The 19,548-nt window shown below is 64.6% G+C and carries 19 protein-coding genes; 7 read left to right on the forward strand and 12 right to left on the reverse strand.

The window, feature by feature from the left end; translation table 11 throughout:
- Positions 1-22: 22 nt before the first annotated feature.
- Positions 23-736: a methyltransferase domain-containing protein gene (locus ACTIFK_RS11770; protein WP_439543260.1), complete on the reverse strand. Its 714-nt coding sequence runs from the start codon at positions 734-736 to the stop codon at positions 23-25.
- Between the two features lie 141 nt (positions 737-877).
- Here ACTIFK_RS11770 and gloB point away from each other — a divergent pair, with 141 nt between their 5' ends.
- From gloB to ACTIFK_RS11790, 4 genes are all read left to right on the forward strand, one after another.
- Positions 878-1,648, forward strand: a complete 771-nt coding sequence (gloB, locus tag ACTIFK_RS11775; protein WP_439543261.1) for a hydroxyacylglutathione hydrolase — start codon at positions 878-880, stop codon at positions 1,646-1,648.
- A gap of 51 nt (positions 1,649-1,699) precedes the next feature.
- On the forward strand, positions 1,700-2,137 hold the full coding sequence (locus tag ACTIFK_RS11780) for a cupin domain-containing protein (RefSeq protein ID WP_439543262.1): 438 nt from the start codon (positions 1,700-1,702) through the stop codon (positions 2,135-2,137).
- Positions 2,138-2,326: 189 nt separating this feature from the next.
- The gene (locus ACTIFK_RS11785) at positions 2,327-4,420 is read left to right on the forward strand and encodes an NYN domain-containing protein (RefSeq protein ID WP_439543263.1); all 2,094 of its coding nucleotides are present in this window, start codon (positions 2,327-2,329) and stop codon (positions 4,418-4,420) included.
- A 48-nt stretch (positions 4,421-4,468) separates the two neighbouring features.
- Positions 4,469-4,957, forward strand: a complete 489-nt coding sequence (locus ACTIFK_RS11790) for a hypothetical protein (RefSeq protein WP_439543264.1) — start codon at positions 4,469-4,471, stop codon at positions 4,955-4,957.
- A 137-nt stretch (positions 4,958-5,094) separates the two neighbouring features.
- Here ACTIFK_RS11790 and phbB read toward each other — a convergent pair whose 3' ends face one another.
- Positions 5,095-5,823, reverse strand: a complete 729-nt coding sequence (gene phbB / locus ACTIFK_RS11795) for an acetoacetyl-CoA reductase (RefSeq protein WP_439543265.1) — start codon at positions 5,821-5,823, stop codon at positions 5,095-5,097.
- 165 nt (positions 5,824-5,988) lie between these two features.
- Positions 5,989-7,179: an acetyl-CoA C-acetyltransferase gene (locus tag ACTIFK_RS11800; protein WP_439543266.1), complete on the reverse strand. Its 1,191-nt coding sequence runs from the start codon at positions 7,177-7,179 to the stop codon at positions 5,989-5,991.
- Positions 7,180-7,406: 227 nt separating this feature from the next.
- On the opposite strand from ACTIFK_RS11800, the gene phaR reads away from it, so the two are divergent.
- Positions 7,407-8,069, forward strand: coding sequence for a polyhydroxyalkanoate synthesis repressor PhaR (gene phaR / locus ACTIFK_RS11805; RefSeq protein WP_439543267.1), 663 nt, complete (start codon positions 7,407-7,409; stop codon positions 8,067-8,069).
- 69 nt (positions 8,070-8,138) lie between these two features.
- On the opposite strand, the gene ACTIFK_RS11810 is transcribed toward phaR, so the two are convergent.
- The 4 genes from ACTIFK_RS11810 to mtgA all read right to left on the reverse strand — a co-directional run bounded on the left by ACTIFK_RS11810 (position 8,139) and on the right by mtgA (position 12,087).
- Positions 8,139-8,921 carry an EAL domain-containing protein gene (locus ACTIFK_RS11810; RefSeq protein ID WP_439543268.1) on the reverse strand — a complete coding sequence of 261 codons (783 nt, stop codon included), beginning with the start codon at positions 8,919-8,921 and terminating at the stop codon, positions 8,139-8,141.
- Between the two features lie 29 nt (positions 8,922-8,950).
- Positions 8,951-9,397, reverse strand: a complete 447-nt coding sequence (locus ACTIFK_RS11815; RefSeq protein ID WP_439543269.1) for a hypothetical protein — start codon at positions 9,395-9,397, stop codon at positions 8,951-8,953.
- Positions 9,398-9,583: 186 nt separating this feature from the next.
- A complete protein-coding gene (rpmF, locus tag ACTIFK_RS11820; RefSeq protein ID WP_439543270.1) occupies positions 9,584-9,769 on the reverse strand; it encodes a 50S ribosomal protein L32 in 186 nt (61 codons plus the stop codon).
- A 308-nt stretch (positions 9,770-10,077) separates the two neighbouring features.
- The gene (mtgA, locus tag ACTIFK_RS11825; protein WP_439543271.1) at positions 10,078-12,087 is read right to left on the reverse strand and encodes a monofunctional biosynthetic peptidoglycan transglycosylase; all 2,010 of its coding nucleotides are present in this window, start codon (positions 12,085-12,087) and stop codon (positions 10,078-10,080) included.
- A 57-nt stretch (positions 12,088-12,144) separates the two neighbouring features.
- On the opposite strand from mtgA, the gene ACTIFK_RS11830 reads away from it, so the two are divergent.
- Both ACTIFK_RS11830 and ACTIFK_RS11835 read left to right on the forward strand, forming a co-directional pair.
- A complete protein-coding gene (locus tag ACTIFK_RS11830) occupies positions 12,145-13,062 on the forward strand; it encodes a polyprenyl synthetase family protein (RefSeq protein ID WP_439543272.1) in 918 nt (305 codons plus the stop codon).
- A 589-nt stretch (positions 13,063-13,651) separates the two neighbouring features.
- The gene (locus ACTIFK_RS11835; RefSeq protein ID WP_439543273.1) at positions 13,652-14,047 is read left to right on the forward strand and encodes a hypothetical protein; all 396 of its coding nucleotides are present in this window, start codon (positions 13,652-13,654) and stop codon (positions 14,045-14,047) included.
- 155 nt (positions 14,048-14,202) lie between these two features.
- On the opposite strand, the gene ACTIFK_RS11840 is transcribed toward ACTIFK_RS11835, so the two are convergent.
- The 5 genes from ACTIFK_RS11840 to ispG all read right to left on the reverse strand — a co-directional run bounded on the left by ACTIFK_RS11840 (position 14,203) and on the right by ispG (position 19,505).
- Positions 14,203-15,375: a biotin/lipoyl-containing protein gene (locus ACTIFK_RS11840; protein ID WP_439543274.1), complete on the reverse strand. Its 1,173-nt coding sequence runs from the start codon at positions 15,373-15,375 to the stop codon at positions 14,203-14,205.
- A gap of 178 nt (positions 15,376-15,553) precedes the next feature.
- Positions 15,554-16,576: an alpha-ketoacid dehydrogenase subunit beta gene (locus ACTIFK_RS11845; protein ID WP_439543275.1), complete on the reverse strand. Its 1,023-nt coding sequence runs from the start codon at positions 16,574-16,576 to the stop codon at positions 15,554-15,556.
- A gap of 159 nt (positions 16,577-16,735) precedes the next feature.
- Positions 16,736-17,623, reverse strand: coding sequence for a thiamine pyrophosphate-dependent dehydrogenase E1 component subunit alpha (locus tag ACTIFK_RS11850; protein WP_439543276.1), 888 nt, complete (start codon positions 17,621-17,623; stop codon positions 16,736-16,738).
- Positions 17,624-17,851: 228 nt separating this feature from the next.
- Complete coding sequence (locus tag ACTIFK_RS11855; RefSeq protein WP_439543277.1) at positions 17,852-18,124, reverse strand: hypothetical protein; 273 nt, start codon at positions 18,122-18,124, stop codon at positions 17,852-17,854.
- A 112-nt stretch (positions 18,125-18,236) separates the two neighbouring features.
- On the reverse strand, positions 18,237-19,505 hold the full coding sequence (gene ispG, locus ACTIFK_RS11860; protein ID WP_439543278.1) for a flavodoxin-dependent (E)-4-hydroxy-3-methylbut-2-enyl-diphosphate synthase: 1,269 nt from the start codon (positions 19,503-19,505) through the stop codon (positions 18,237-18,239).
- Positions 19,506-19,548 lie beyond the last annotated feature (43 nt).

Raw genomic sequence — 19,548 nt, forward strand, 5'->3', positions numbered from 1 at the left:
TTCGCCCGCCGCCCGATGTCTGTCAGCGGATCGTGACCATCTCGCGCAGCGCCTTGGAGCGGACCGCCTTGCCTGAGATCGGCGCCGTCGTTTCCTTGCGCGCTTCCACGATCAAGACGCCGCCGAAGCGCGGCGACATCTTCGCGCCAATCCGCTCCCACGCGGCGGCGGAGCGCACGAGCATGGCGCGGTCCAGCGGCGGCAGGTGCAGCGCCGTCTCCCACGACATCGGCGTGAACAGCGACTGCTGCAACAGGAGGTCGAGCTGCGAACGGCTGTACGGGCGGCCTTGGCCGAACGGCGTCGTGTCGACATGGGCCCATAGTCCGCGCCGGTTGGGGACGACGACGAGCACGCGGCCTTCGGGCTTCACGACGCGCCACAGCTCGCGCAGCAGCGGCTTCACCTGCTCGGCAACTTCCAGGCAGTGGACGACGAGCAGGCGGTCGATGGAATTGTCGCGCAGCGGCAGAGAGCCTTCCTCGACGAGCGTCGACAGGATCGCGGCGGACGGCGGCCAGATCAATGCGCCCTGGCTTGCGGGCATCAGCGCGCAAATCTGCTTGGCCTCATTGCGATAGGCGCCGAGGAACGGCGTCCCGAAGCCAAGCGCGGCCACGGTGTCTCCCGTCGCCGCACCCCAGTGGGCACGGATGCGCCGCGCCAGCAATCGCCGTGCGATTTGCCCGAGGGGCGTCGCATAGAATTCTTTGAGGGCGGCGACATCCAGATGCATGCAGGTGAACGGGTCCGATTAGATTGTCATTTCATGTTATCGGCATTGGAAATGAGCAAGCGGCATTGAAATGACGCGGAAGCGACTATAGCCTTCCGCCACGCCGTCGGCATTAACGCAGGCGCGTTTCAGCGCGAAGACATGACCCAACCCGAAATTCACCAATTCCCGTGCCTCAAGGACAATTATGGCGTTCTCGTCCACGATCGGGAAGGGGGCGTCACACTTGCGATCGATGCGCCGGACGGCGCGGCCGTGCTGGCGGCACTCGACGAGCGCGGCTGGACGCTCACCCATATCCTCGTCACGCATCATCACGCCGATCATATCGCGGGCATCCCGGCGGTGCGGTCGAAGACCTCGTGCAAGGTGATCGGTCCGAAAGGCGAGGCGGGACGGATTCCGGGTCTCGACCAAGCGGTGGGCGAGCCGGACGTGCTCTCGCTCGGCAGCCTCAGGATTGCGGTGCTGGACACGCCGGGGCACACCCTCGGACACGTCAGCTATTGGATCGAGCAGGCCGGCGTCGCGTTCGTCGGCGATACGCTGTTTGCAATGGGATGCGGCCGGGTGCTCGAAGGCACGCCGCAGATGATGTGGGGCTCGCTCGAGAAAATCGCGCGGCTGCCGCCGGAGACGCTCCTCTACTGCGGGCACGAGTACACGGTGTCGAACGCCAAGTTCGGGCTCTCGATCGAGCCGGGCAATGCGCGTCTGGCCGAGCGGCTTGCGGATGCCGAAGCGGCGCGCGCGGAGGGCCGCGCAACGCTGCCGACACGCGTCGATCTCGAACGCGAGACGAACGTGTTCCTGCGCGTCGATCAGGCTTCGATCCGCGCGCTGACCGGCTTGGCGAGGGCGGAAAACTGGAAGGTCTTCGCCGATCTTCGCGAGCGCAAAAACCGCGCGTGACGCCGGGCGTAACGCGGCTTTATTCACAGCGCCGTTTCGAGAGAGCATCCCATGACCGCAGACGAGATCATCGCCGTGCTCGACCTCGCGCCGCATCCTGAAGGCGGCTTCTTCAAGGAGACGTTCCGCGACGCCGACGGGCCCGCGGGACGCGGGCACTCGACCGCGATCTATTTTCTGCTCAAGGCCGGAGAGGTTTCGCGCTGGCACCGCGTCGATGCCGTCGAGATCTGGCACTGGCATGCGGGCGCGCCGCTGATGCTCGCGACCGCGCCGCCGGACGGGCCAAGCTCGGCCATGCGCCTCGGCCCTCATGTGCTTGAGGGCGAGCGGCCGCAAGGAGTGGTGCTGAAGGGCCACTGGCAGCAGGCGTGGTCGCTCGGCGACTGGACGCTGGTCGGGTGCACCGTGTCGCCTGGGTTTCGTTTCGAGGGCTTCGAGATGGCGCCGGCGGATTTTGCGCCTCCCGGTGCGTTTCCCGCGGCCTGACGGGCAATTGCCGGGGCGGAAAAGTTTTCCACCGTTCATTACATCAGGATAGTCGTCCTAAGTCGCTGATTTATCTGTGCGACCTGTGATTCCTGCGGAGCGCGTCCGCGCTACGCTTGCCGCTGAAACCCGACTCGTAAACAGTGCAAACCAATCGAAAAAGTGTGCGCGCAGCGGGGGTTGCAGAATATGAGGGTGGAGTCCACCGGGGCTGTTCTCAGTACGGTATTTGTCGACTACGACAACATCTACCTGTCGCTGAAACGGAAGAATGAAGAAGCAGCCAAGCGGTTCGCCAAGGACGCGGCGCTGTGGCTGCGCGAGATCGAAAGCGGGCGACTGATCACGCCGACGGCGGGGAGCGACTTCGCCCAGCCGAGGCGCATCGTCATGAGCCGGTGCTACGGCAATCCCGTTCCGCGCCGCAATGCGAGCGACAACTCGACGGACATGAATTCGTTTCCGTTCGTGCGCCATCACTTCCTGCGCGCCGGCTTCGAGGTCATCGACTGCCCGCCGCTGACGGCCCAGCTCAAGAACTCCGCCGATATCCGCATGGTGATGGATGTCCGCGATATGCTGACCCACGAGACGCGGTTCCAAGAATTCATCCTGCTGTCGGGTGACGCGGACTTCACGCCCGTGCTGCATCGCTTGCGCGCGCACGACCGCCGCACGGCAGTGTTCGCAAACGATCACACGGCGCAGCCTTACACCGCCATCAGTGACGGCGAGATCCGCGAGGCGGACCTCATCACGCTGTTGCTCGATGGCCGGCTCGACGCCGAGCCGCGCGCGGGCGGTGAACTGCGCGCGCCGACCTCGGCCGATCTCGAGGTCATGCGCAAGTCGATCGTCGCTGAAGTGGTTGGTGCAGTGCGTCAGGCTCAGCAGCCGGTGCCGCTCGAAGCGCTGGCGGATCGCGCCGTTCGGGTGCTGGGCCATGAGAAGACCGTTGGCTCCGGATGGGGCGGGGCTGGAAGCTTCCGCGACCTCCTCACCAAGGGCCTGCCGCAGGACGTCAAGCTGTCGGCTGAGCCGCCTTACTTCGCTTATGAGCCGACGCGCCAGATCGGCCGCGAGCTCGACGTGCGTTCGCAGGCGCAGATCACGCGCGAGCCGCGTGTCGAACAGCGTGCGGACGTCCGTTCCGAGGTTCCGGTTGCGCCGCCGCAGCCGCTCGCGTCCGAGCCCCGCTATAAGGAGCCTGCGCCCGTTCGTCAGCCGGACGCGCGGTCCGACTTCGCCCGCGAGCCGCGGATGGAGCCCGCCTACACGCCGCAGCGCCCCGTCGATCAACGCATTGGTGAGCGCGATCCGCGCCTCGGCGAGCGCGGCTTGAACGAACGCGTCGAGCCGGCCCGTTTCGAGGAGCCGCGTTACGCGCCGTCGCGTGACACGCGCAGCGACCTCGGTGATCCTCGCATGACGGCCGATCGCCGTGCGCCGGAGATGGCTCCCCGGGCCGAGCGTCCGATGCCATCGCGCCAGGAGCCACAGGCCCCCGCCTATGGACAGTCCGGTTACTTCGCGCCGCCGCCTGAACGGCCGCAGCTCGGTGGACCGGCGCGTCCGCAGGCTCCCGAGCCCGTGCCGCAGCAGAGCGTCGTGCCACAGCAGCAGCTCGGCGCGCAGGGATACGCAGCCCGCCCGGCCGCTCCGCAGCCTTCCCGCGCTGCGGATCAGGCGTCGCAGATCCAGCAGTCGATCGCGCGGATCCACGAGGCTTGCCAGGCGCCGCCCCTGTCGCCGCCGGAATATCGCGTGCTGTTCGAGGTGATGGCGGAGGAGATCGCCACCAACAACCTTTCGGGTCAGCAGACGCTGGTCAACATCGGCCAGCGCGCCCGCGAGATGGGTCTCGATGTGCGTCGCGATGATGTGCGCTTCGTGCTCGAGGTCGTGAGCGAACCGGATCCGTGGTTCGAGCAGGGCGCCTCGGCCAATCTGTTTGCGGGCCGCTTCCGCAACTTCGTGGTCGCGCGCTGCCGTTCGCAGGGGCTCAACCTGTCGGCGGAAGAGATCGATCTGATCGACGCGTGGTTCGGCGGCGCTCCGCCGTCGCAGCGGGCCGCGCAGGCCGCTCCTGCGCCTCAGGGCGCGCGGCCACAGCAGCAACAGCCGCAAGCTCCGAGCTACGCGCCGGCCCCGCCGCAGGGTGGAGACCGGTGGCAGGCTCCGGCCAGCGGCCAGCACGGCGCCGCGCCGAACCTCGGGTCGTCGTTCGGCAACGATCCGGACGAGGAATTCCCACGCATCGTGCGCTCGCGCCTGCGGGGCTAGCTGCTCCGCATGCCTACGGTTTGCCTGAATTGAAGGCCACACAGGGATATGGACCAAGTTGTCGACATCCTTGCAAAGCCTGAGATTTGGGTGGCGGCCGTCGTTTCCTATCTTCTCGGAGTTGTCGCAGATGCTGTCCGCGACCGCGTAGGTGAAGTCAACGTTCGCAAGGTTCTGTTTCCAACTATAGTTGCGAACTCGGCTTTGCCGCCGCTGCTTGTCGCTTGCGGTTACGCCGGCGCTACGGGCGATTTTTTTTTCGACGTGTCGGCGGCTTTGTCGATCAGTCTGATGTTCGTGGCTTCGACAGCGATGTCGTCCACTATCCATCGTGGTTTCGCGCTGTTCGCGCCGAACGTGGCGATAATAGCGATCGCCATTGCTGCCGGTCGGACCAAGTTGACCCCGGAGCAGATTCAAGACGGACTGTTGGCGATGTACCCCCTGGTATACTCGCTATTTGGTCTGGTGGTTTTAGTAACCGGCGTTCGACCTACACTTCGGACATTGGACGCATTCGAAGCAAAGCAAGGTTAGAACCGCGTTGGCGCGGCGTTTTTGACCGAGAGATTTGGAGGCTGCCTAGCGCAGCCGTTGTCGAATTTCGACGAAAACAGAAAAAAGCCGCGGAGGGCAACCTCCGCGGCTTGTCGATTTGAAAACGCTTGTGGCGATCAGAGCGCGATGTAGTGGCCGCCGTTGACGTCGAGGCAGGCGCCGGTGATGAAGCCGGCGTCGTCGGCGGCGAGGAAGGTCACCGCGCGAGCAATCTCCTCAGAGGTGCCGAGACGACCGACGGGGATCAGCGGCAGGATCTTGGTTTCGAGAACTTCCTTCGGCACGGCCGCCACCATCTCGGTGTTGACGTAGCCGGGGGCGATGGTGTTGACCGTGATGCCCTTGGCGGCGCCTTCGAAGGCGAGCGCCTTGGTGAAGCCGTGTACGCCGGCCTTGGCAGCCGAGTAGTTGGTCTGGCCCATCTGGCCCTTGCGGCCGTTGATCGACGAGATGTTGATGATGCGGCCGAAGCTGCGCGCGCGCATGGAGTCGATGACGGCGCGGCTCATGTTGAAGACCGAGTCGAGATCGACGTTGACGACTTCGCGCCACTGGTCAAGCGTCATCTTGTGCAGCATCGCATCGCGCGTGATGCCGGCGTTGTTGACCAGGACGTCGACTGGCCCGAGGGCCTTGGTGATTTCGGCCACGCCCTTGGCGCACGCATCGAAGTCGCCGACGTTCCACTTGTAGACCGGGATGCCGGTCTCAACCTGAAACTGCTGGGCGGCGGCATCGTTGCCAGCGTAGTTCGCGGCGACGCGGTAGCCCTTGTTCTTGAGTGCGATCGAGATGGCGTGGCCAATGCCACGCGTTCCCCCGGTTACGACAGCGACGCGCGTCATGAGTGCAAACTCCCTAGAGCAGGTTTCTGATTTATTTTTGGGTCAGTAACCCCGCGCAGCGGGCGCGGGAAGTCAGCAAAATGAAGCAGGGTTATCGGGCAGGGCTGCTTCGCCAACGGGGTAGCAAAAAGCCCCTCCCTACGGGTAGGGAGGGGCTTAGTGAGATCAGTCGCGTTCGACGCACATCGCAACGCCCATGCCGCCGCCGATGCACAGCGTGGCAAGGCCCTTCTTCGCGTCGCGGCGCTGCATTTCGTACAGCAGCGTCGTCAGAATGCGGGCGCCCGATGCACCGATCGGGTGGCCGATGGCGATCGCGCCGCCGTTGACGTTGACCTTGTCGGCGTCGAGGCCGAGGCCCTTGTTGACGCAGAGCGCCTGAGCCGCGAACGCTTCATTGGCTTCGATCAGATCGAGATCCTGCACGGTCCAGCCGGCCTTCTCGAGGGCCTTCTTCGACGCCGGGATCGGACCCGTGCCCATGATCGAGGGATCGACGCCGACGGTCGCCCACGACTTGATGCGCGCGAGAGGCTTGATGCCGCGCTTCTTGGCTTCGGCTTCCGTCATGAGCACGACGACGGCGGCGCCGTCGTTGATGCCGGAGGCGTTCGCAGCCGTGACCGAGCCTTCCTTGGGATCGAAGGCGGGGCGAAGCTTGGCGAGGCCGTCCGCCGTCACGCCGTCCTTGATGTATTCGTCGGTGTCGACGATGACATCGCCCTTCTTGCCCTTGATGGTGACGGGCGCGATCTCGTCCTTGAACTTACCGGCCTTGCGGGCGGCTTCGGCCTTGTTCTGCGATGCAGCGGCGAAGGCGTCCTGATCGGCGCGCGGAATCTGCCACTGCTTGGCGACGTTCTCGGCGGTCGTGCCCATGTGGTAGTTGTTGAAGGCGTCCCACAGGCCGTCCTTGACCATGGTGTCGATGAACTTGACGTCGCCCATCTTGGTGCCGTCGCGCATGTGCGCGGCGTGCATGGAGCGGCTCATGCTCTCCTGGCCGCCGGCAACGACGATGGCGGCATCGCCGTTCTTGATCTGCTGCATGCCGAGGGCCACGGCGCGAAGGCCGGAGCCGCAAATCTGGTTGATGCTCCAGGCCGGCGCATCGACGGGAATGCCGGCTGCAATCGACGCCTGGCGCGCGGGGCCCTGGCCCTGACCGGCCGTCAGCACCTGGCCGAGAATGACCTCGGACACCTCACCAGGCTGGACGTTTGCGCGCTGGAGCGCGGCCGTGATGGCAACCCTGCCGAGTTCGTGCGCCGGCAGGCTACCGAGTGCGCCATTGAAAGACCCCACCGGCGTTCTTGCGGCGCTGGCGATGACGATGGTCGTGTTCTCCGCACTCATAGGTGCTTCCTCCTGGGGGGATTCGGTCGTTTCTTGACGTTGATCGGTGGGCAGCGTTCGACATGCATCATGGTTTGACGGCAGCCCAATTATGACGATAGCAGCAGCGCGTCGTGGCGTGCAATTAGGTCTTTCCGCCAGATGTTGCTTGGCTGTTATGCAGTTAGGTCTGGTAGCACGTCTCCCGGCTGTGCTACGATGACGCACTGCAAACAGGTGTGAGTTTGATGGCCCAAGCGATGCTGAACAAATCCGACGCAGGCTCCGAAAAGAAAGAAGCCGTCGTCATCAAGAAGTACGCGAACCGACGTCTCTACAATACCGAGACGAGCACGTACGTGACCCTCGACGACCTCGCGCAGATGGTTCGCAAGGACAAGGACTTCGTCGTTTACGACGCCAAGTCCGGCGACGACCTCACCCACGCCGTACTGACCCAGATCATCGTCGAGCAGGAGAGCCGGGAGGGCGGGCAGACGCTGTTGCCGATCCCGTTCCTGCGCCAGCTCATCCGCTTTTATGACGACAACATTGGCACGATGGTGCCGAGCTATCTCCAGTTCAGCCTCGAGAATCTCGTCAAGGAGCAGGAGAAGTTCCGGACGATGTTCGCAAGTGCGTTCTCCAATCCGGCAGCCGCTTTCGAGGCCTATCAAGACCAGGCCCGCAAGAACATGGCGATGTTCGAACAAGCCATGAGCATGTGGACGTCGTTCGGTGGCGTGGCGAAGTTTCAGGCCCAGGCCGACCGGGATGAGGCGACGGCGCGCGATGCGGCGCAAGGGATCACCACGCCGGAGGCTCCCAAGGGCGCGGAGATCGACGAGCTCAAGGCGCAGCTCGATGCCATGCAGCAGCGCATCGAACGGCTGGCGCGCGACCGCGACTAACGCTTTTCCCCGGTTTCACATTTCTGAGGGCCCGGTTTCGGGGCGCGTCTCATGGTGCGGCGCCGTGCTTCAGGGCGCGACGCGGAGCGCTTCGCTGGCCGCGAGCTCCTCGACGGGCATCGGCTGGCCGTACAAAAATCCCTGCAGGTAGGTCACGCCCGCGTCGCGCAGGAAGCTCGCCGCTTCGGCGCTGCCAACCCATTCCGCTACCGTCTTCAGGCCCATGTTGTGGGCCATGTCGATCATCGTCTTGGCGATGATCCGGCTTTGCGGGTCGCCCGGCAGATCGGTGATGAACGCGCCGTCGATTTTCAGCACGTCGACGTGCAGCGACTTCAAATGGCGAAACGATGTGTAGCCGGCGCCGAAATCGTCGATCGCGACGCGGCAACCGAGCGCGCGCACGTCGTCGACGAAGGCGGCAACCTTCGCCATGTCCTTGATGATCGCGGTCTCGGTGATCTCGATCGTGAGGCGCGGGGTGAGATCGGGCGCACCGGCCGCCAGCGTCCGCAGCAGGGCCACCCAATCGCCGTCGTGGGCCGTCAGGCTCGAAACGTTGAGGGACAGCACGAGGCCGGGATGGCGCTTCAGAAGCGCCAATCCCAGCTCCAGGGCGCGGCAATCGATGTGCTGCACAAGATGCGCGCGCTCGGCGCTTTCGATCAAATCCGTGGCCGAGTGAAGTGCGCCGTCAGTGCCGCGCAGGCGGAGCAGCCCCTCGTAGGAGGCGATCGCTCCGCTCTGCGCGTCGATGATCGGTTGAACGACGAGGACCAGTTTGTCGTTCTCGAGCGCGGCAAGCACCGCGTTCGCGTTCGTTTCATCGGTGTCGGGGCGCTGTTCGGTCATTGCGGCAGCGCCTTGCGGTGGGATTGCAGTTAATTGTCACCCGAGCCGAAGCCGATATCGCGCTTGGCGACGCGAATGCCGATCGTGAAGCCGGCGATGACGTCCACCAGCAGCGCGACCAGCACGAGGAAGAACACCGACGTGGCCGCCTGGGGCACGACGATGAACTCGATCAGGGCGGCAATGAACACCAGCATCGAGAGGCCGTGATCGACCAGCGAGGAGGTCGACGTGTAGGTGGCTTTGAGGATCTCGGCGAACAGCACGAACAGCGTGGTGGTGAGGATCAGGTCACCCCAGGTGAAGGACCATTTGGCGCCGCTGATCATCGGGATGCCGAAGATCTCAGTCCCCAGGAGGGCGCGCGCTGCGGCTGCGCCGTCGCCGCCTTCGGTTCCCGCCGATCCGGAGAATAGAACGAGGACGTTGTAGAGGATGAAGATGAAGAAGGTTAGCGGAATGGCTCTCAGCGACATAGCTCTCTCCTGGTGGGCCGATGCGAGCCCTTTTACCCTATCCCCGGAGAGAATGCGACGGACCGTGCGAGGCTGGGCCGTCCGTATGCACCAGAGTGCGCCGCGCGGGGCCTAGAAAGCACAACCGCGACGCAAGCGGGTGCCTGCATCGCGGTTCCGTGAACAGTCTTCGCCGGCGAACGTGGCTTACGCCTCGGCCTTCGGTGCGAGAATCTGGCGGCCGTTGTACTTGCCGGTCTTGAGGTCGATGTGGTGGGGACGGCGACGCTCGCCGCTCTCCTTGTCCTCGACATAAGTCGGGGCGGTCAGGGCGTCATGCGACTGACGCTGGCCCTTCTTCATGGGAGAGGTCTTTTTCCTAGGAACTGCCATTGGTTAACTCCAATATTTCGGGCGCCGCGCAAGGGGCGCCTTGTGTCGTCGAAAGGGCGTTTCGGGCGATGCCAACAGCAAAATGCGACGCCAACCGGTCGATCGGGCGCCGCAGGCTCCAAACCCAAAGTTGGCGGCGTTATAGCGGCAATCCGGGGCTCACGCTAGAGCGTTTTTGATCCGATGAAATCGGATCGAACGCTCTAGATTTCTGTTTTGTCGCATTTTCTTGCGACGAACCGGCATCCACTTCGTCGGAAAATGCTAGGGGGCAAATCCGGGCGTCCGGCTGAGGTCCGCATTAGGGTTCATTGCGGGCCCATCCGGACGGTCGCGCCCCAGTCTTCGATGGTTTCGCGGCGCGGCGCCTTGCGCTGCGGGGTCGTCTTGCGGGCCGGTTGATTGCGGGGCGTCGCGGTGGCATTGCCAGGAGCGGCGGGGGGTGCAGCAGCCTCCAAGGCGCGGGACTGGGGTCCGACGACGCAGGCGGCGATGGCGCCATACGCTTTGACGCGCGCCTGGACCACGCGCGCCTTGCTGGAGGTCAGCGTGTTCGGCGATCCGGCATCCCGGCGGACCGGATTGGGCAGCACCGCGGCCAGCAGGGCGGCCTCGCGCTCGTTGAGGCGATAGGCGGGCTTGTTGAAATGATGCCGGGCCGCCGCTTCCGCACCGAAGACGCCGGGGCCCCATTCGGCAATATTGAGATACATTTCAAGAATGCGCCGCTTCGGCCAGACGATTTCCATCACGAGGGTCAACGGAATCTCGATCACCTTGCGGATGTAGCTCTTGGCGTTCCACAGGAAGAGGTTCTTGGTCACCTGCATCGAGATGGTGCTGGCGCCACGCGCGACGCCGCCCGAGGCGCGTTCGATGGCGTCCTTGATCGCGTGCGTGTCGATGCCGCTGTGCTCGCAGAAACGGCCGTCTTCCGAGACGATGACGGCGCGGACCAGGGCCGGGGAAATCTGCTCCAGCGGCACCCACGTCCGGTCGACGGAATTGCCGGTCAACAGCTTCGTCAGCATCAACATCGAGCCGGGCGGGTTGACGAAGCGGAAGAGCACGATGAGCACGAGTACGAGCGCCAGGTAGCCGCCGGCTGCATAGGCCGCGTAGCGGCCGGTGATCCAGAGGCGATCCTGCCACGATGCCGTCTTCCACGTCGGACGGAGATGCGTCTCGGGGTCCGGCTCGTAGCGGGGCGCGATCACCGGCGCTACGGGGCGCGGAATGCGCAAAGACGGATCGAGGCGCCGGCCGAGGGTGATCAGGTGCGGGTCGCGCTCGATCTCGGGCGGGCGGAACAGGTCCTCGGCGGCGGCCGTGAAACTTGCGTCGCTTTGCGCTTGCTCCCGGTCGCTGTCGTCCGGCGCGTGTGGCGTGTCCGGACTATGTGGCGGCTGGTCCAGCTCCGCGGTGGGTGCCGGGCGCGCCTCAAGCCGCCAATCCGAAGGTGCCGGGGCTGAGCGCTCCGGCAGAAGCTCGATCGAGGCCCGAGGGTAGGCGGGCACGCTCGCAGGTGGAGAAGCCTCTGGGGCGGGTGGCGCGAGAACGGGCGCTTCAGCGGCAGGCTCGATTGGGAGCGGGGGCGGCGGTTCGGCGCGGGCGGACGGAACGGGGTCCTCGTGAGCGGGCGGCGACGGCTCGAAGAGAGCGTCGGCGATCGCGGCCCGCCATGAACCACGGTCGTCGGCGGCGACTGCGGGAGGGGCCGTCTCGGCCTCCGGGACGGGTGAGGGCTCGACGGCATCGGGCGGTGCCCTCGCCGCTGCGTCCTCTGCGGGCGCGGGAACTTCAGGCTCGGCGAGGTCAGACTCAGTGAGGTCAGGCTGGGAGACTTTCGCCTCGAATTGCGGAGCGTGTTCAAGCTCCGGCCAAGCGGTATCGGGCATCCGCTGAGCCGATATCTGATCCTGCGGGCCGGTATCCGGTATCGCCTCGGATGGATCGATGGCATCGGCCTCAGGCGCTGGGGGCTCGATAGGCGGAGCGGGGTCCAGCTCAAGAGCCGCGGCTTCCTCCGGCCAGGGCGCTATCCAGGGCTCGTGGAAGAAGGGTTCGTCGACTGTGGGATCCTCGACGATGGCGGGTTCGACGCGGGGACCATCGCGCGCGGGGGCGATGCCCGTTCGGGCGTCGGCGCGCATCGCCGGGTTGTGGGGCGGTCCGGGCGGCTTTTCGAGCGCTTCCGATGTTGGGGTGTCGGGCGGAGAATCACGCGAGACCGGCCCGCCCTCCGAGGGAGGAACATCCGCCACTGGGATCGGGTCGCCGTATGCGCCCAGGTCGTCACGGGTGTCCTTATCGGCCACGAATGCTATATCCCGCGCCACTCGCCAGTTTCTTCGGACAGTCTAGGTACTTCGTCTATGACCTTCGCGCAAAGGCTCGATCTGATTGCAGGGCTAACGGCCGGCCGGCTGCGCGCGCTTGCCGGATCGACAACTCAGCACTCCGGTGGTGCCGGTGCGGCTCCGCAGCGGCTCCTTGACGCCGTTCAGCACGCGACGCTCGGCGGCGGGAAAAGGTTCCGGCCATTTCTTGTGCTTGAAAGTGCGGCTCTTTTCGGGCTCTCCCACGCCCAGGCTTTGGATACCGCGGCCGCGCTCGAATGCATCCACTGCTATTCGCTCGCCCACGACGATTTGCCGGCCATGGATAACGACCGGGTCCGCCGCGGACAACCGTCGGTCTGGGTCGCCTTCGACGAATGGACCGCCATTCTGGCCGGGGATGCGCTGTTGACGCTCGCGTTCGAGATCCTGGCGGCGCCGGAGACCCATCCCGACCCGGGCACCCGGCTGGCTTTGATCACCGGGCTCGCCAAGGCCGCCGGAGCCGCCGGCATGGTGGGCGGGCAGGCGCTCGACCTCGGGGCGGAACGGCTCAGTGCGGGCGTCCCGCAGACGGTTGACGCGATTCTCCACATGCAGAGCCTCAAGACCGGGGCGCTGATCCGCTTTGCCGCGGAAGCAGGCGGCATCCTCGGCGGAGCTAGCCCCGAGCAGCGGGCCGCGCTGAGCGCGTACGGGCATCACATCGGCGTCGCCTTCCAGATCGCCGACGATCTGCTCGACGCCGAGGGCGACGCTGAGACTGTCGGCAAGGCCGTGAGCAAGGACGCCGAGGCTGGCAAGGCCACGCTGGTGTCGTTGCTGGGGATCGCGCAGGCCCGCGCCGAGCTCATGCGGACCGAGCAAGCCGCGGTCGATGCGCTGGCGCCGTTCGGCGCGCGAGCAGCGACGCTCATCGAGGCGGCACGCTTTGTCGCCCGGCGCGACCGGTGACAATTGCAGCGCACATTGCCGCCAAATAATCCCCGTCGCAGTGCGAGTTGCTATTGTGTCAGTCCACAGATTCGCACGTTAACTTGTTGACACAATTTGTTAATAAGATTCCCGCAAGCTTCGCATGCGAAATCTTTGTGAGAAGCCCATGAGTGCAACCCTTTAAGGTTGCGCTACGTTATAGGTTTGCGCGCAGGTGTTTTGGCAGATGTCAAGCCTAGACCTTGCGCGAACGCGTCTAACACGCTATCTGTATGCAACGGTAGACCGCACTAGGACCTTATAAATATTTGATATGATTGAGGTTGTTATGGAAAAGGGAATGGAAAAGCTCCAGGCCCTCCTTTCTGCTGAGGGGAGGGAATTGGTCAACATCAAGTTCTTCCCAGGTAGCGGGAGGGGCGCGACTCCTGATTCGCTCGCGGGTGCGGCTTGCGAATTGCTTGTTGTCGTCGACTTTGACAACCTAGTGGATAACCCTCCGTTTAGTGGTCTTAGAAGGACTTCACTTTAGAAGCGAACATTTCTACGCTTGCTCTGGTGGATGAAGGCCCGGTAACTGTCCGGGCCTTTTTCATGAGGGTACTGAATGTCGTTATTCAAAAAGCTCATTTCCGAGTTCGCTGATCGAAGCGAAGTCCCCGTCGAGATTGACGAAATAAGGGACGCTATCGTTAAGCTCGGAATGCAAGATGAAATAGTATTCATTGGCAACGATGTTGATCCCGGACAGATTTGGGGCGCAATCTACCAGTACACGAAAGCAATAGCAGTGTACTCTCCGCCTGAATTCCACACCATAATCGGCTATAACACGAGGCTGCCAATTCCTTGGCAACGAGTTGTCTGCTGCAAGGAGCTGGTACATCTTTTTGATCGCAAGGAAGAGAGGACAAATACTCCTGAGCATGTAAAAGAGCTTGCTGAAAAAATCCTTGGACCGATGTCGAGCGACGAATTTGGTCTCGGTGCTGCTTTTTTCTAACGCGGCGCGGGCCTCAGCCCTCGCGGCAATCCAAGCAGGACGGCAAACGGAGATCACCGTAGCGGAGTTGGCTGCACTACCATTACCGCTCGTTAAGCTAATGCTTTCGGACGAATGGCCGACGATCTGCGAAGAATTTCTAAAAGATTGTTAAATCAGCGTTGGCGGAATTCGTTCGTCGAGCGCGCCTTGACGATCGTGTTCGCCGGGACGGAGCTCGTGAGCGTCGTTCCCGAGGCGATGATGCAGCGGTCGCCGATCGACAGGTACGGCTCGATGCCGACGTGCATGCCGAAGCGGATGAAACTGCCGATCGTGACGCGTCCACAGGCGGTGCAGCGCGGACCGAAGGCGTTGTGGTCGCCGACCGTGCTGTGATGCTCGATCACGTTATGGCTGGCAAAGAAGTTGTTGTTGCCGATCTCCGCTCCGGCCGCGATGAAGCCGTTCGACATGATGGTGTTGCCGACGCCCATCTTGACGTCGGACCGGATCGAGACCGAAGGATCGATCACGTTCGTCATGCGCACGCCCTCAGCGATGAGGCCGTTGAACAGCTCGGCCCGGTCGTCGATGTCGTCGGTGAACAGGATGATGGCGCCGTCGAAGCGACCCTCGTTCCAGAGCGTCGGAATGGCGGTGCGGTCGCCGAGCACCGGCACGCCGTGAACGATCTGTCCGTGCGTTTTTGGGTTGGTGTCGATGATGCCGGCCGGGCGCTGATGCGATGTGCGCAAAATCGCCTCGACGGCGATGGCGCCGGCGCCGCTCGCGCCGCCGATTAGGAGAACCCGTTCGAAATGCTGGCCGACGCCAAGATAGGCGCGCGGCGCGACCGGCACGGCCGGGGCGACCGGCGCTGCCAGGGCTGAGACCGCCGGCGCCGCTGCGGACGCTTCGTTCGGCTCGCCGGATTGCGCTGCCAATACGTCGGCTTCGGTGAGAGTCGTGCCGGGCTTCTGCTTTGCCAGCGCGTCGATGTCGATGCCAAGCCTGCGGGCGACGATGGCGGCTTTCTTGGTCCAGCGCTTGTCGGCCTCTCCCTTGGCCGGAGTGCCGTCGGCGGCGAGCAGGGCTGAGTGATCAGCCGCGAGATCAGCTTTGATCACCGCGATGGGCGCGCCGACCTGCTGGCTCGCTCCGGGCGCCGCAAGCGGGACGAGGTAGCCGTCGGCGTCGGCCTCGACTTCGACCGTGCTCTTGGTGGTCTCGATCTCGCAGACGAACTGGCCTTTTTTGACCGCCGCGCCTTCGTCCACCATCCAGCGTACGAGGATGGCGCTGTCTTCGTTGGCGTTGACGCCCGGCATACGCATCACATGGATCATGCTCGTGCTCCCGACGATCGAGCCTTTTCCCCTCCCCCTCGTGGGGAGGGGTTAGGGGTGGGGGGAATCCCGACGGAAATGCTGCGGGTTGCCCCCCACCAAGCCACCCCCACGAGGGGGGAGGGATGGTAGAGCGAGGGGCGGGAGAGAACGGCAAGCTTCGCCGTCGGGTGGATCATTATTCGAGTTCCTCGTAGACGGCCGCCTCGATGTCGTCGGCGCCGATCAGGGTTGCGGCTTCGCCGTCCTTGGACGTCGGGATGATCGCCGGCTTGGACGCCAAGCGTCGCACGGGACGATCGAGCTTGCCGAACAGCGTCTCATGCAAGCGCGCCGCAACCTCGGCGCCCCAATCGAAACCGGCCGTGCCTTCTTCGACGACGATCGCGCGGCGGGCGCGAGCTGCTTCGCGGGCGATAGGCGCGATATCGAGCGGCGAGATGACGGCCGGCAGCACGACGGAGATGTTGATCTCCTCATCCGCAAGCCGTTCCGCCACTTCGAGCATCAGCGGCGCGACGCCGCCATAACCGATCAGCACGGCATCCGGTTCGCCGCTCTCGAAATTGCGCACGATGCGCGTGGCATATGGCTCGGCGGCGGGCTCGACGGTCAGGCTGTCGCTGCCCGTGAACAACGGCATCGGGTAGAGCGCCTTGTATTCGATGAAGAGCACGGGCTGGGTTTCGCTGGCGATGGCGTGGCCGAGGAGATCGCCGGGGCCGTGCACGTGCGACGGCGAGATGATCTTCAGTCCCGCGATGCCGCAGAAGTGCTTCTCGATACTCTGGCTATGCGTCGGGCCATAACCACGACGGCCGCCCATGGGTGTGCGGATCACCATCGGGACGGACACGTCCTGGCCGTACATGGCGCCGAACTTCACGGCATGATTCAAAATCTGATCGAATGTCAGCGTCAGGAAGTCGCCGAACATGATCTCGACGACGGGCTTCAAGCCGCGCAACGCCATGCCGCTCGCGAGGCCGGTGATCGCACCCTCCGAAATCGGCGTCGTGTGGACGCGGTCCGGGAAACGCGTCGAGAGGCCGGCCGAGACCTTGAACGCGCCGCCGTAAGGATCGAGGACGTCTTCGCCCGCGAAGTGGACGCGGGTATCGGCCTCCATCGCCGCGTGCAGGCCGCGATTGAGGCTTTGCAGATAGGTCGAGGCCGGGGCCGGTGCGGTGTGTGCTGTCATGCTAGTGGCCCGATTCCGAAGTTCGCTTGAGTTTGCGGCTAGGTCCCGGAGCGAACTTCGGAATCATAAGGGACACTAGAAGCATCGACTTGCTCGTGTGATTCAGATCGAGAAATTCGCTCGATACCTGGTCGCTCGATGTGGCGAATTTCTCGATCATCACACTAGTGCTTCGATGATGTCACGGACCTCATTGGCGACCGATTGGTCGACGGCGTCGCAGAACTCGCCGGGGAGTTTTTCGCGGGCGCGGACCATCGGCTCGCGCGTCCAGGCGTCGGCGATCTCCTGCTTGTCGCGGATGTCGTCACCCTTCGAGTGCGGCGCGAGGCGATAGGTCGTGCAGTAGAGCATGCCGGGGCCGTCACCGGTGCGGATGCGTTCGATCATGGCTTCGGCGGCCTCGTGGACCGCTTCCGCGTCGTTGCCGTCGACCTCGGCCACCGGGATGCCGAAGGGCTTCGGGCGGTCAGCCAGCCGGCCGGCCTGCTCAAGGGCTTTCGGCGTGCTCTGGGCGTAGCCGTTGTCTTCGACCACGAGCAGGTACGGCAGCTTCCAGAGGGCGGCGATGTTGAAGCTTTCGTAGAATGCGCCTTCGGCGAGCGCGCCGTCGCCTGCAAACTGGACGACGACGGCGCCGGACTGCGCGGTCTTCTCGGCCATGGCCATGCCGACCGAGACGGGCGCCATGCCGCCGAGGATGCCGTTGGAATAGAAGTTGCGCTTATGAAGGTGCTGGCTGCCGCCGACGCCGCGGCAGACGCCATGGGGCAGGCCCATGACTTCCGCGATGAGGCCCTTCGCGTCGCCGCAGTAGGCGAGGTAATGGCCGTGGCCGCGATGGTTGGAGCAGATCACGTCGCGGTCGAGATCGAGGGCGGCGATGACGCCCGCGGCGATGGCCTCCTGGCCGATGCCGGTGTGCACGGTGCCGCGCAGCTTGCCCTTGCCGAAGAGATCCAGGAGGTTGGTCTCGACCGTTCGGATCAAGGCCATCGTCTCGTACATGGCTCTCAAAGAGCCGCGATTTTCGAGGGTTTTCAGCATCCGCGCGCGCTTTTTTCAGCGTGCTTCAAACCGGACTTATGTGTCTGCATGGCTGCGCCATGACCGCTCCACACTTTCCGGAAGCACTGTGGGTCGATGCAACTCAGACGCAAACGGTTGCTCGTGCTCCGGGAGCACGTGACGCGGCACAGATCTAGCGGTAAGCGGCCAAGCTTTCGGGGAGCTTACGGCCTTGGCTTGGTCCCGGTCGGATCGGCTTAAGCCGGATCAAGCCAGGCGCGCTTCGCCGGTCTTGAGGCCGACGTGGGCGACCTCGGATGGCGACAGGCGACGGACGGCCGTCATCGGCGCATCTTCCGCCGCGCCGGCTTTCTTGCGCGCCGCCTCGATGGCCTTTTCGCTAACCGCGACGGCCACATTGTAGAACTGGAAGGTCGGAGCGTCCGCAAGAGCGGGGCCGCGCCATTGATCGCCTTCGACGGCTTTTCCCGGGATCGAAAGTTGGACGACCCATCCGGCAGCTGATGATTTTTCTGTCATGGCCGGACTATGGGGCCAGCCGGGTTCGCGCGCAATCAGGATCGGTGGAACTCTGCCGCGACACAGCGGTGGTGGCACGCGTGAGGCGGGGCAAAGATGGCGAACGGGGGCGCTAGACCGCGGTTTCGGTCGTCTCGCGGCGGGCGCCGACGCCGAAGCGGCGCTCGATGTAGTCTTCCACCAACGTCTTGAAGTCGGCGGCGATATTGGGGCCGCGCAACGTCATCGCCTTCTTGCCGTCGATGAAGACGGGAGCGGCGGGACTTTCGCCGGTGCCGGGCAGCGAGATGCCGATGTCGGCGTGCTTCGATTCTCCTGGGCCGTTCACGATGCAGCCCATGACGGCGAAGGTCAGCGCCTCGACGCCGGGGTAGCGGACTTTCCAGTCCGGCATGCGGTCGCGGATCATGTCCTCGACGTCGCGGGCGAGCTCCTGGAATACCGTCGAGGTGGTGCGGCCGCAGCCGGGACACGCGGCGACGACGGGCACGAAAGTCCGCAGTCCCATGGTCTGCAGGATCTCCTGGCCGACCTTCACCTCCAACGTGCGGTCGCCGCCGGGCTCGGGGGTCAGCGAGATGCGAATGGTGTCGCCGATGCCTTCCTGCAGCACGATGCCGAGCGCGGCCGTGGAGGCGACGATGCCCTTCGAGCCCATGCCGGCTTCGGTCAGCCCGAGGTGCAGCGCATAGCGGCAGCGGGCCGCCAGCATGCGGTAGACCGCGATCAGATCCTGGACGGCCGAGACCTTGGCCGAGAGGATGATCTTGTCCGCGCCCATGCCGAGCGTTTCGGCCAGCTCGGCCGACAGCAGCGCGGACTGCACGATGGCCTCGTGCATCACGTGCCGCGCATCCTTGGGTGTGGCGGACGCCGCGTTCTCGTCCATCAGGCGCGTCAGCAGCTCCTGATCGAGCGAGCCCCAGTTGACGCCGATGCGCACCGGTTTGTCGTGCTTGAGCGCGATGGCGATGATGTCGGCGAACTGGCGGTCCTTCTTGTCCTTGAAGCCGACGTTGCCGGGATTGATGCGGTATTTGTCGAGCGCTTCGGCGCAGGCCGGGTTTTCGGCGAGCAGCTTGTGGCCGATGTAGTGGAAGTCGCCGACGAGAGGCACGCGCACGCCGCGCTTCAAGAGCCCATCGCGGATGTGGGGCACGGCCTTGGCGGCCTCGTCGCGGTCGACGGTGATGCGGACCAGCTCGCTGCCGGTGCGGGCGAGGGCGGCCACTTGCGCGATAGTGCCTTGGATGTCGGCGGTGTCGGTGTTGGTCATCGATTGCACGACGACCGGGCTTGAGCCGCCGACGACGACGCCTGCGACGTCGACCGGTACGGACCAGCGGCGTGGCGCGATTTGGGAGTGCGAGGCGTCGGTCATGAATTCATGGGTCCAGGGCGTGGCCGAAGTGCCTTACAAGCTC

The organism is Hyphomicrobium sp., from assembly GCF_051860585.1.
Lineage (GTDB): Bacteria > Pseudomonadota > Alphaproteobacteria > Rhizobiales > Hyphomicrobiaceae > Hyphomicrobium_C.

Excerpts from the sequence above, each read along its gene's own strand:
- ACTIFK_RS11770 (WP_439543260.1), bottom strand. The coding sequence starts at position 736 with ATGCATCTGGATGTCGCCGCCCTCAAAGAATTCTATGCGACGCCCCTC.
- gloB (WP_439543261.1), top strand. The coding sequence starts at position 878 with ATGACCCAACCCGAAATTCACCAATTCCCGTGCCTCAAGGACAATTAT.
- ACTIFK_RS11780 (WP_439543262.1), top strand. The coding sequence starts at position 1,700 with ATGACCGCAGACGAGATCATCGCCGTGCTCGACCTCGCGCCGCATCCT.
- ACTIFK_RS11785 (WP_439543263.1), top strand. The coding sequence starts at position 2,327 with ATGAGGGTGGAGTCCACCGGGGCTGTTCTCAGTACGGTATTTGTCGAC.
- ACTIFK_RS11790 (WP_439543264.1), top strand. The coding sequence starts at position 4,469 with ATGGACCAAGTTGTCGACATCCTTGCAAAGCCTGAGATTTGGGTGGCG.
- phbB (WP_439543265.1), bottom strand. The coding sequence starts at position 5,823 with ATGACGCGCGTCGCTGTCGTAACCGGGGGAACGCGTGGCATTGGCCAC.
- ACTIFK_RS11800 (WP_439543266.1), bottom strand. The coding sequence starts at position 7,179 with ATGAGTGCGGAGAACACGACCATCGTCATCGCCAGCGCCGCAAGAACG.
- phaR (WP_439543267.1), top strand. The coding sequence starts at position 7,407 with ATGGCCCAAGCGATGCTGAACAAATCCGACGCAGGCTCCGAAAAGAAA.
- ACTIFK_RS11810 (WP_439543268.1), bottom strand. The coding sequence starts at position 8,921 with ATGACCGAACAGCGCCCCGACACCGATGAAACGAACGCGAACGCGGTG.
- ACTIFK_RS11815 (WP_439543269.1), bottom strand. The coding sequence starts at position 9,397 with ATGTCGCTGAGAGCCATTCCGCTAACCTTCTTCATCTTCATCCTCTAC.
- rpmF (WP_439543270.1), bottom strand. The coding sequence starts at position 9,769 with ATGGCAGTTCCTAGGAAAAAGACCTCTCCCATGAAGAAGGGCCAGCGT.
- ACTIFK_RS11830 (WP_439543272.1), top strand. The coding sequence starts at position 12,145 with ATGACCTTCGCGCAAAGGCTCGATCTGATTGCAGGGCTAACGGCCGGC.
- ACTIFK_RS11835 (WP_439543273.1), top strand. The coding sequence starts at position 13,652 with ATGTCGTTATTCAAAAAGCTCATTTCCGAGTTCGCTGATCGAAGCGAA.
- ACTIFK_RS11840 (WP_439543274.1), bottom strand. The coding sequence starts at position 15,375 with ATGATCCATGTGATGCGTATGCCGGGCGTCAACGCCAACGAAGACAGC.
- ACTIFK_RS11845 (WP_439543275.1), bottom strand. The coding sequence starts at position 16,576 with ATGACAGCACACACCGCACCGGCCCCGGCCTCGACCTATCTGCAAAGC.
- ACTIFK_RS11850 (WP_439543276.1), bottom strand. The coding sequence starts at position 17,623 with ATGCTGAAAACCCTCGAAAATCGCGGCTCTTTGAGAGCCATGTACGAG.
- ACTIFK_RS11855 (WP_439543277.1), bottom strand. The coding sequence starts at position 18,124 with ATGACAGAAAAATCATCAGCTGCCGGATGGGTCGTCCAACTTTCGATC.
- ispG (WP_439543278.1), bottom strand. The coding sequence starts at position 19,505 with ATGACCGACGCCTCGCACTCCCAAATCGCGCCACGCCGCTGGTCCGTA.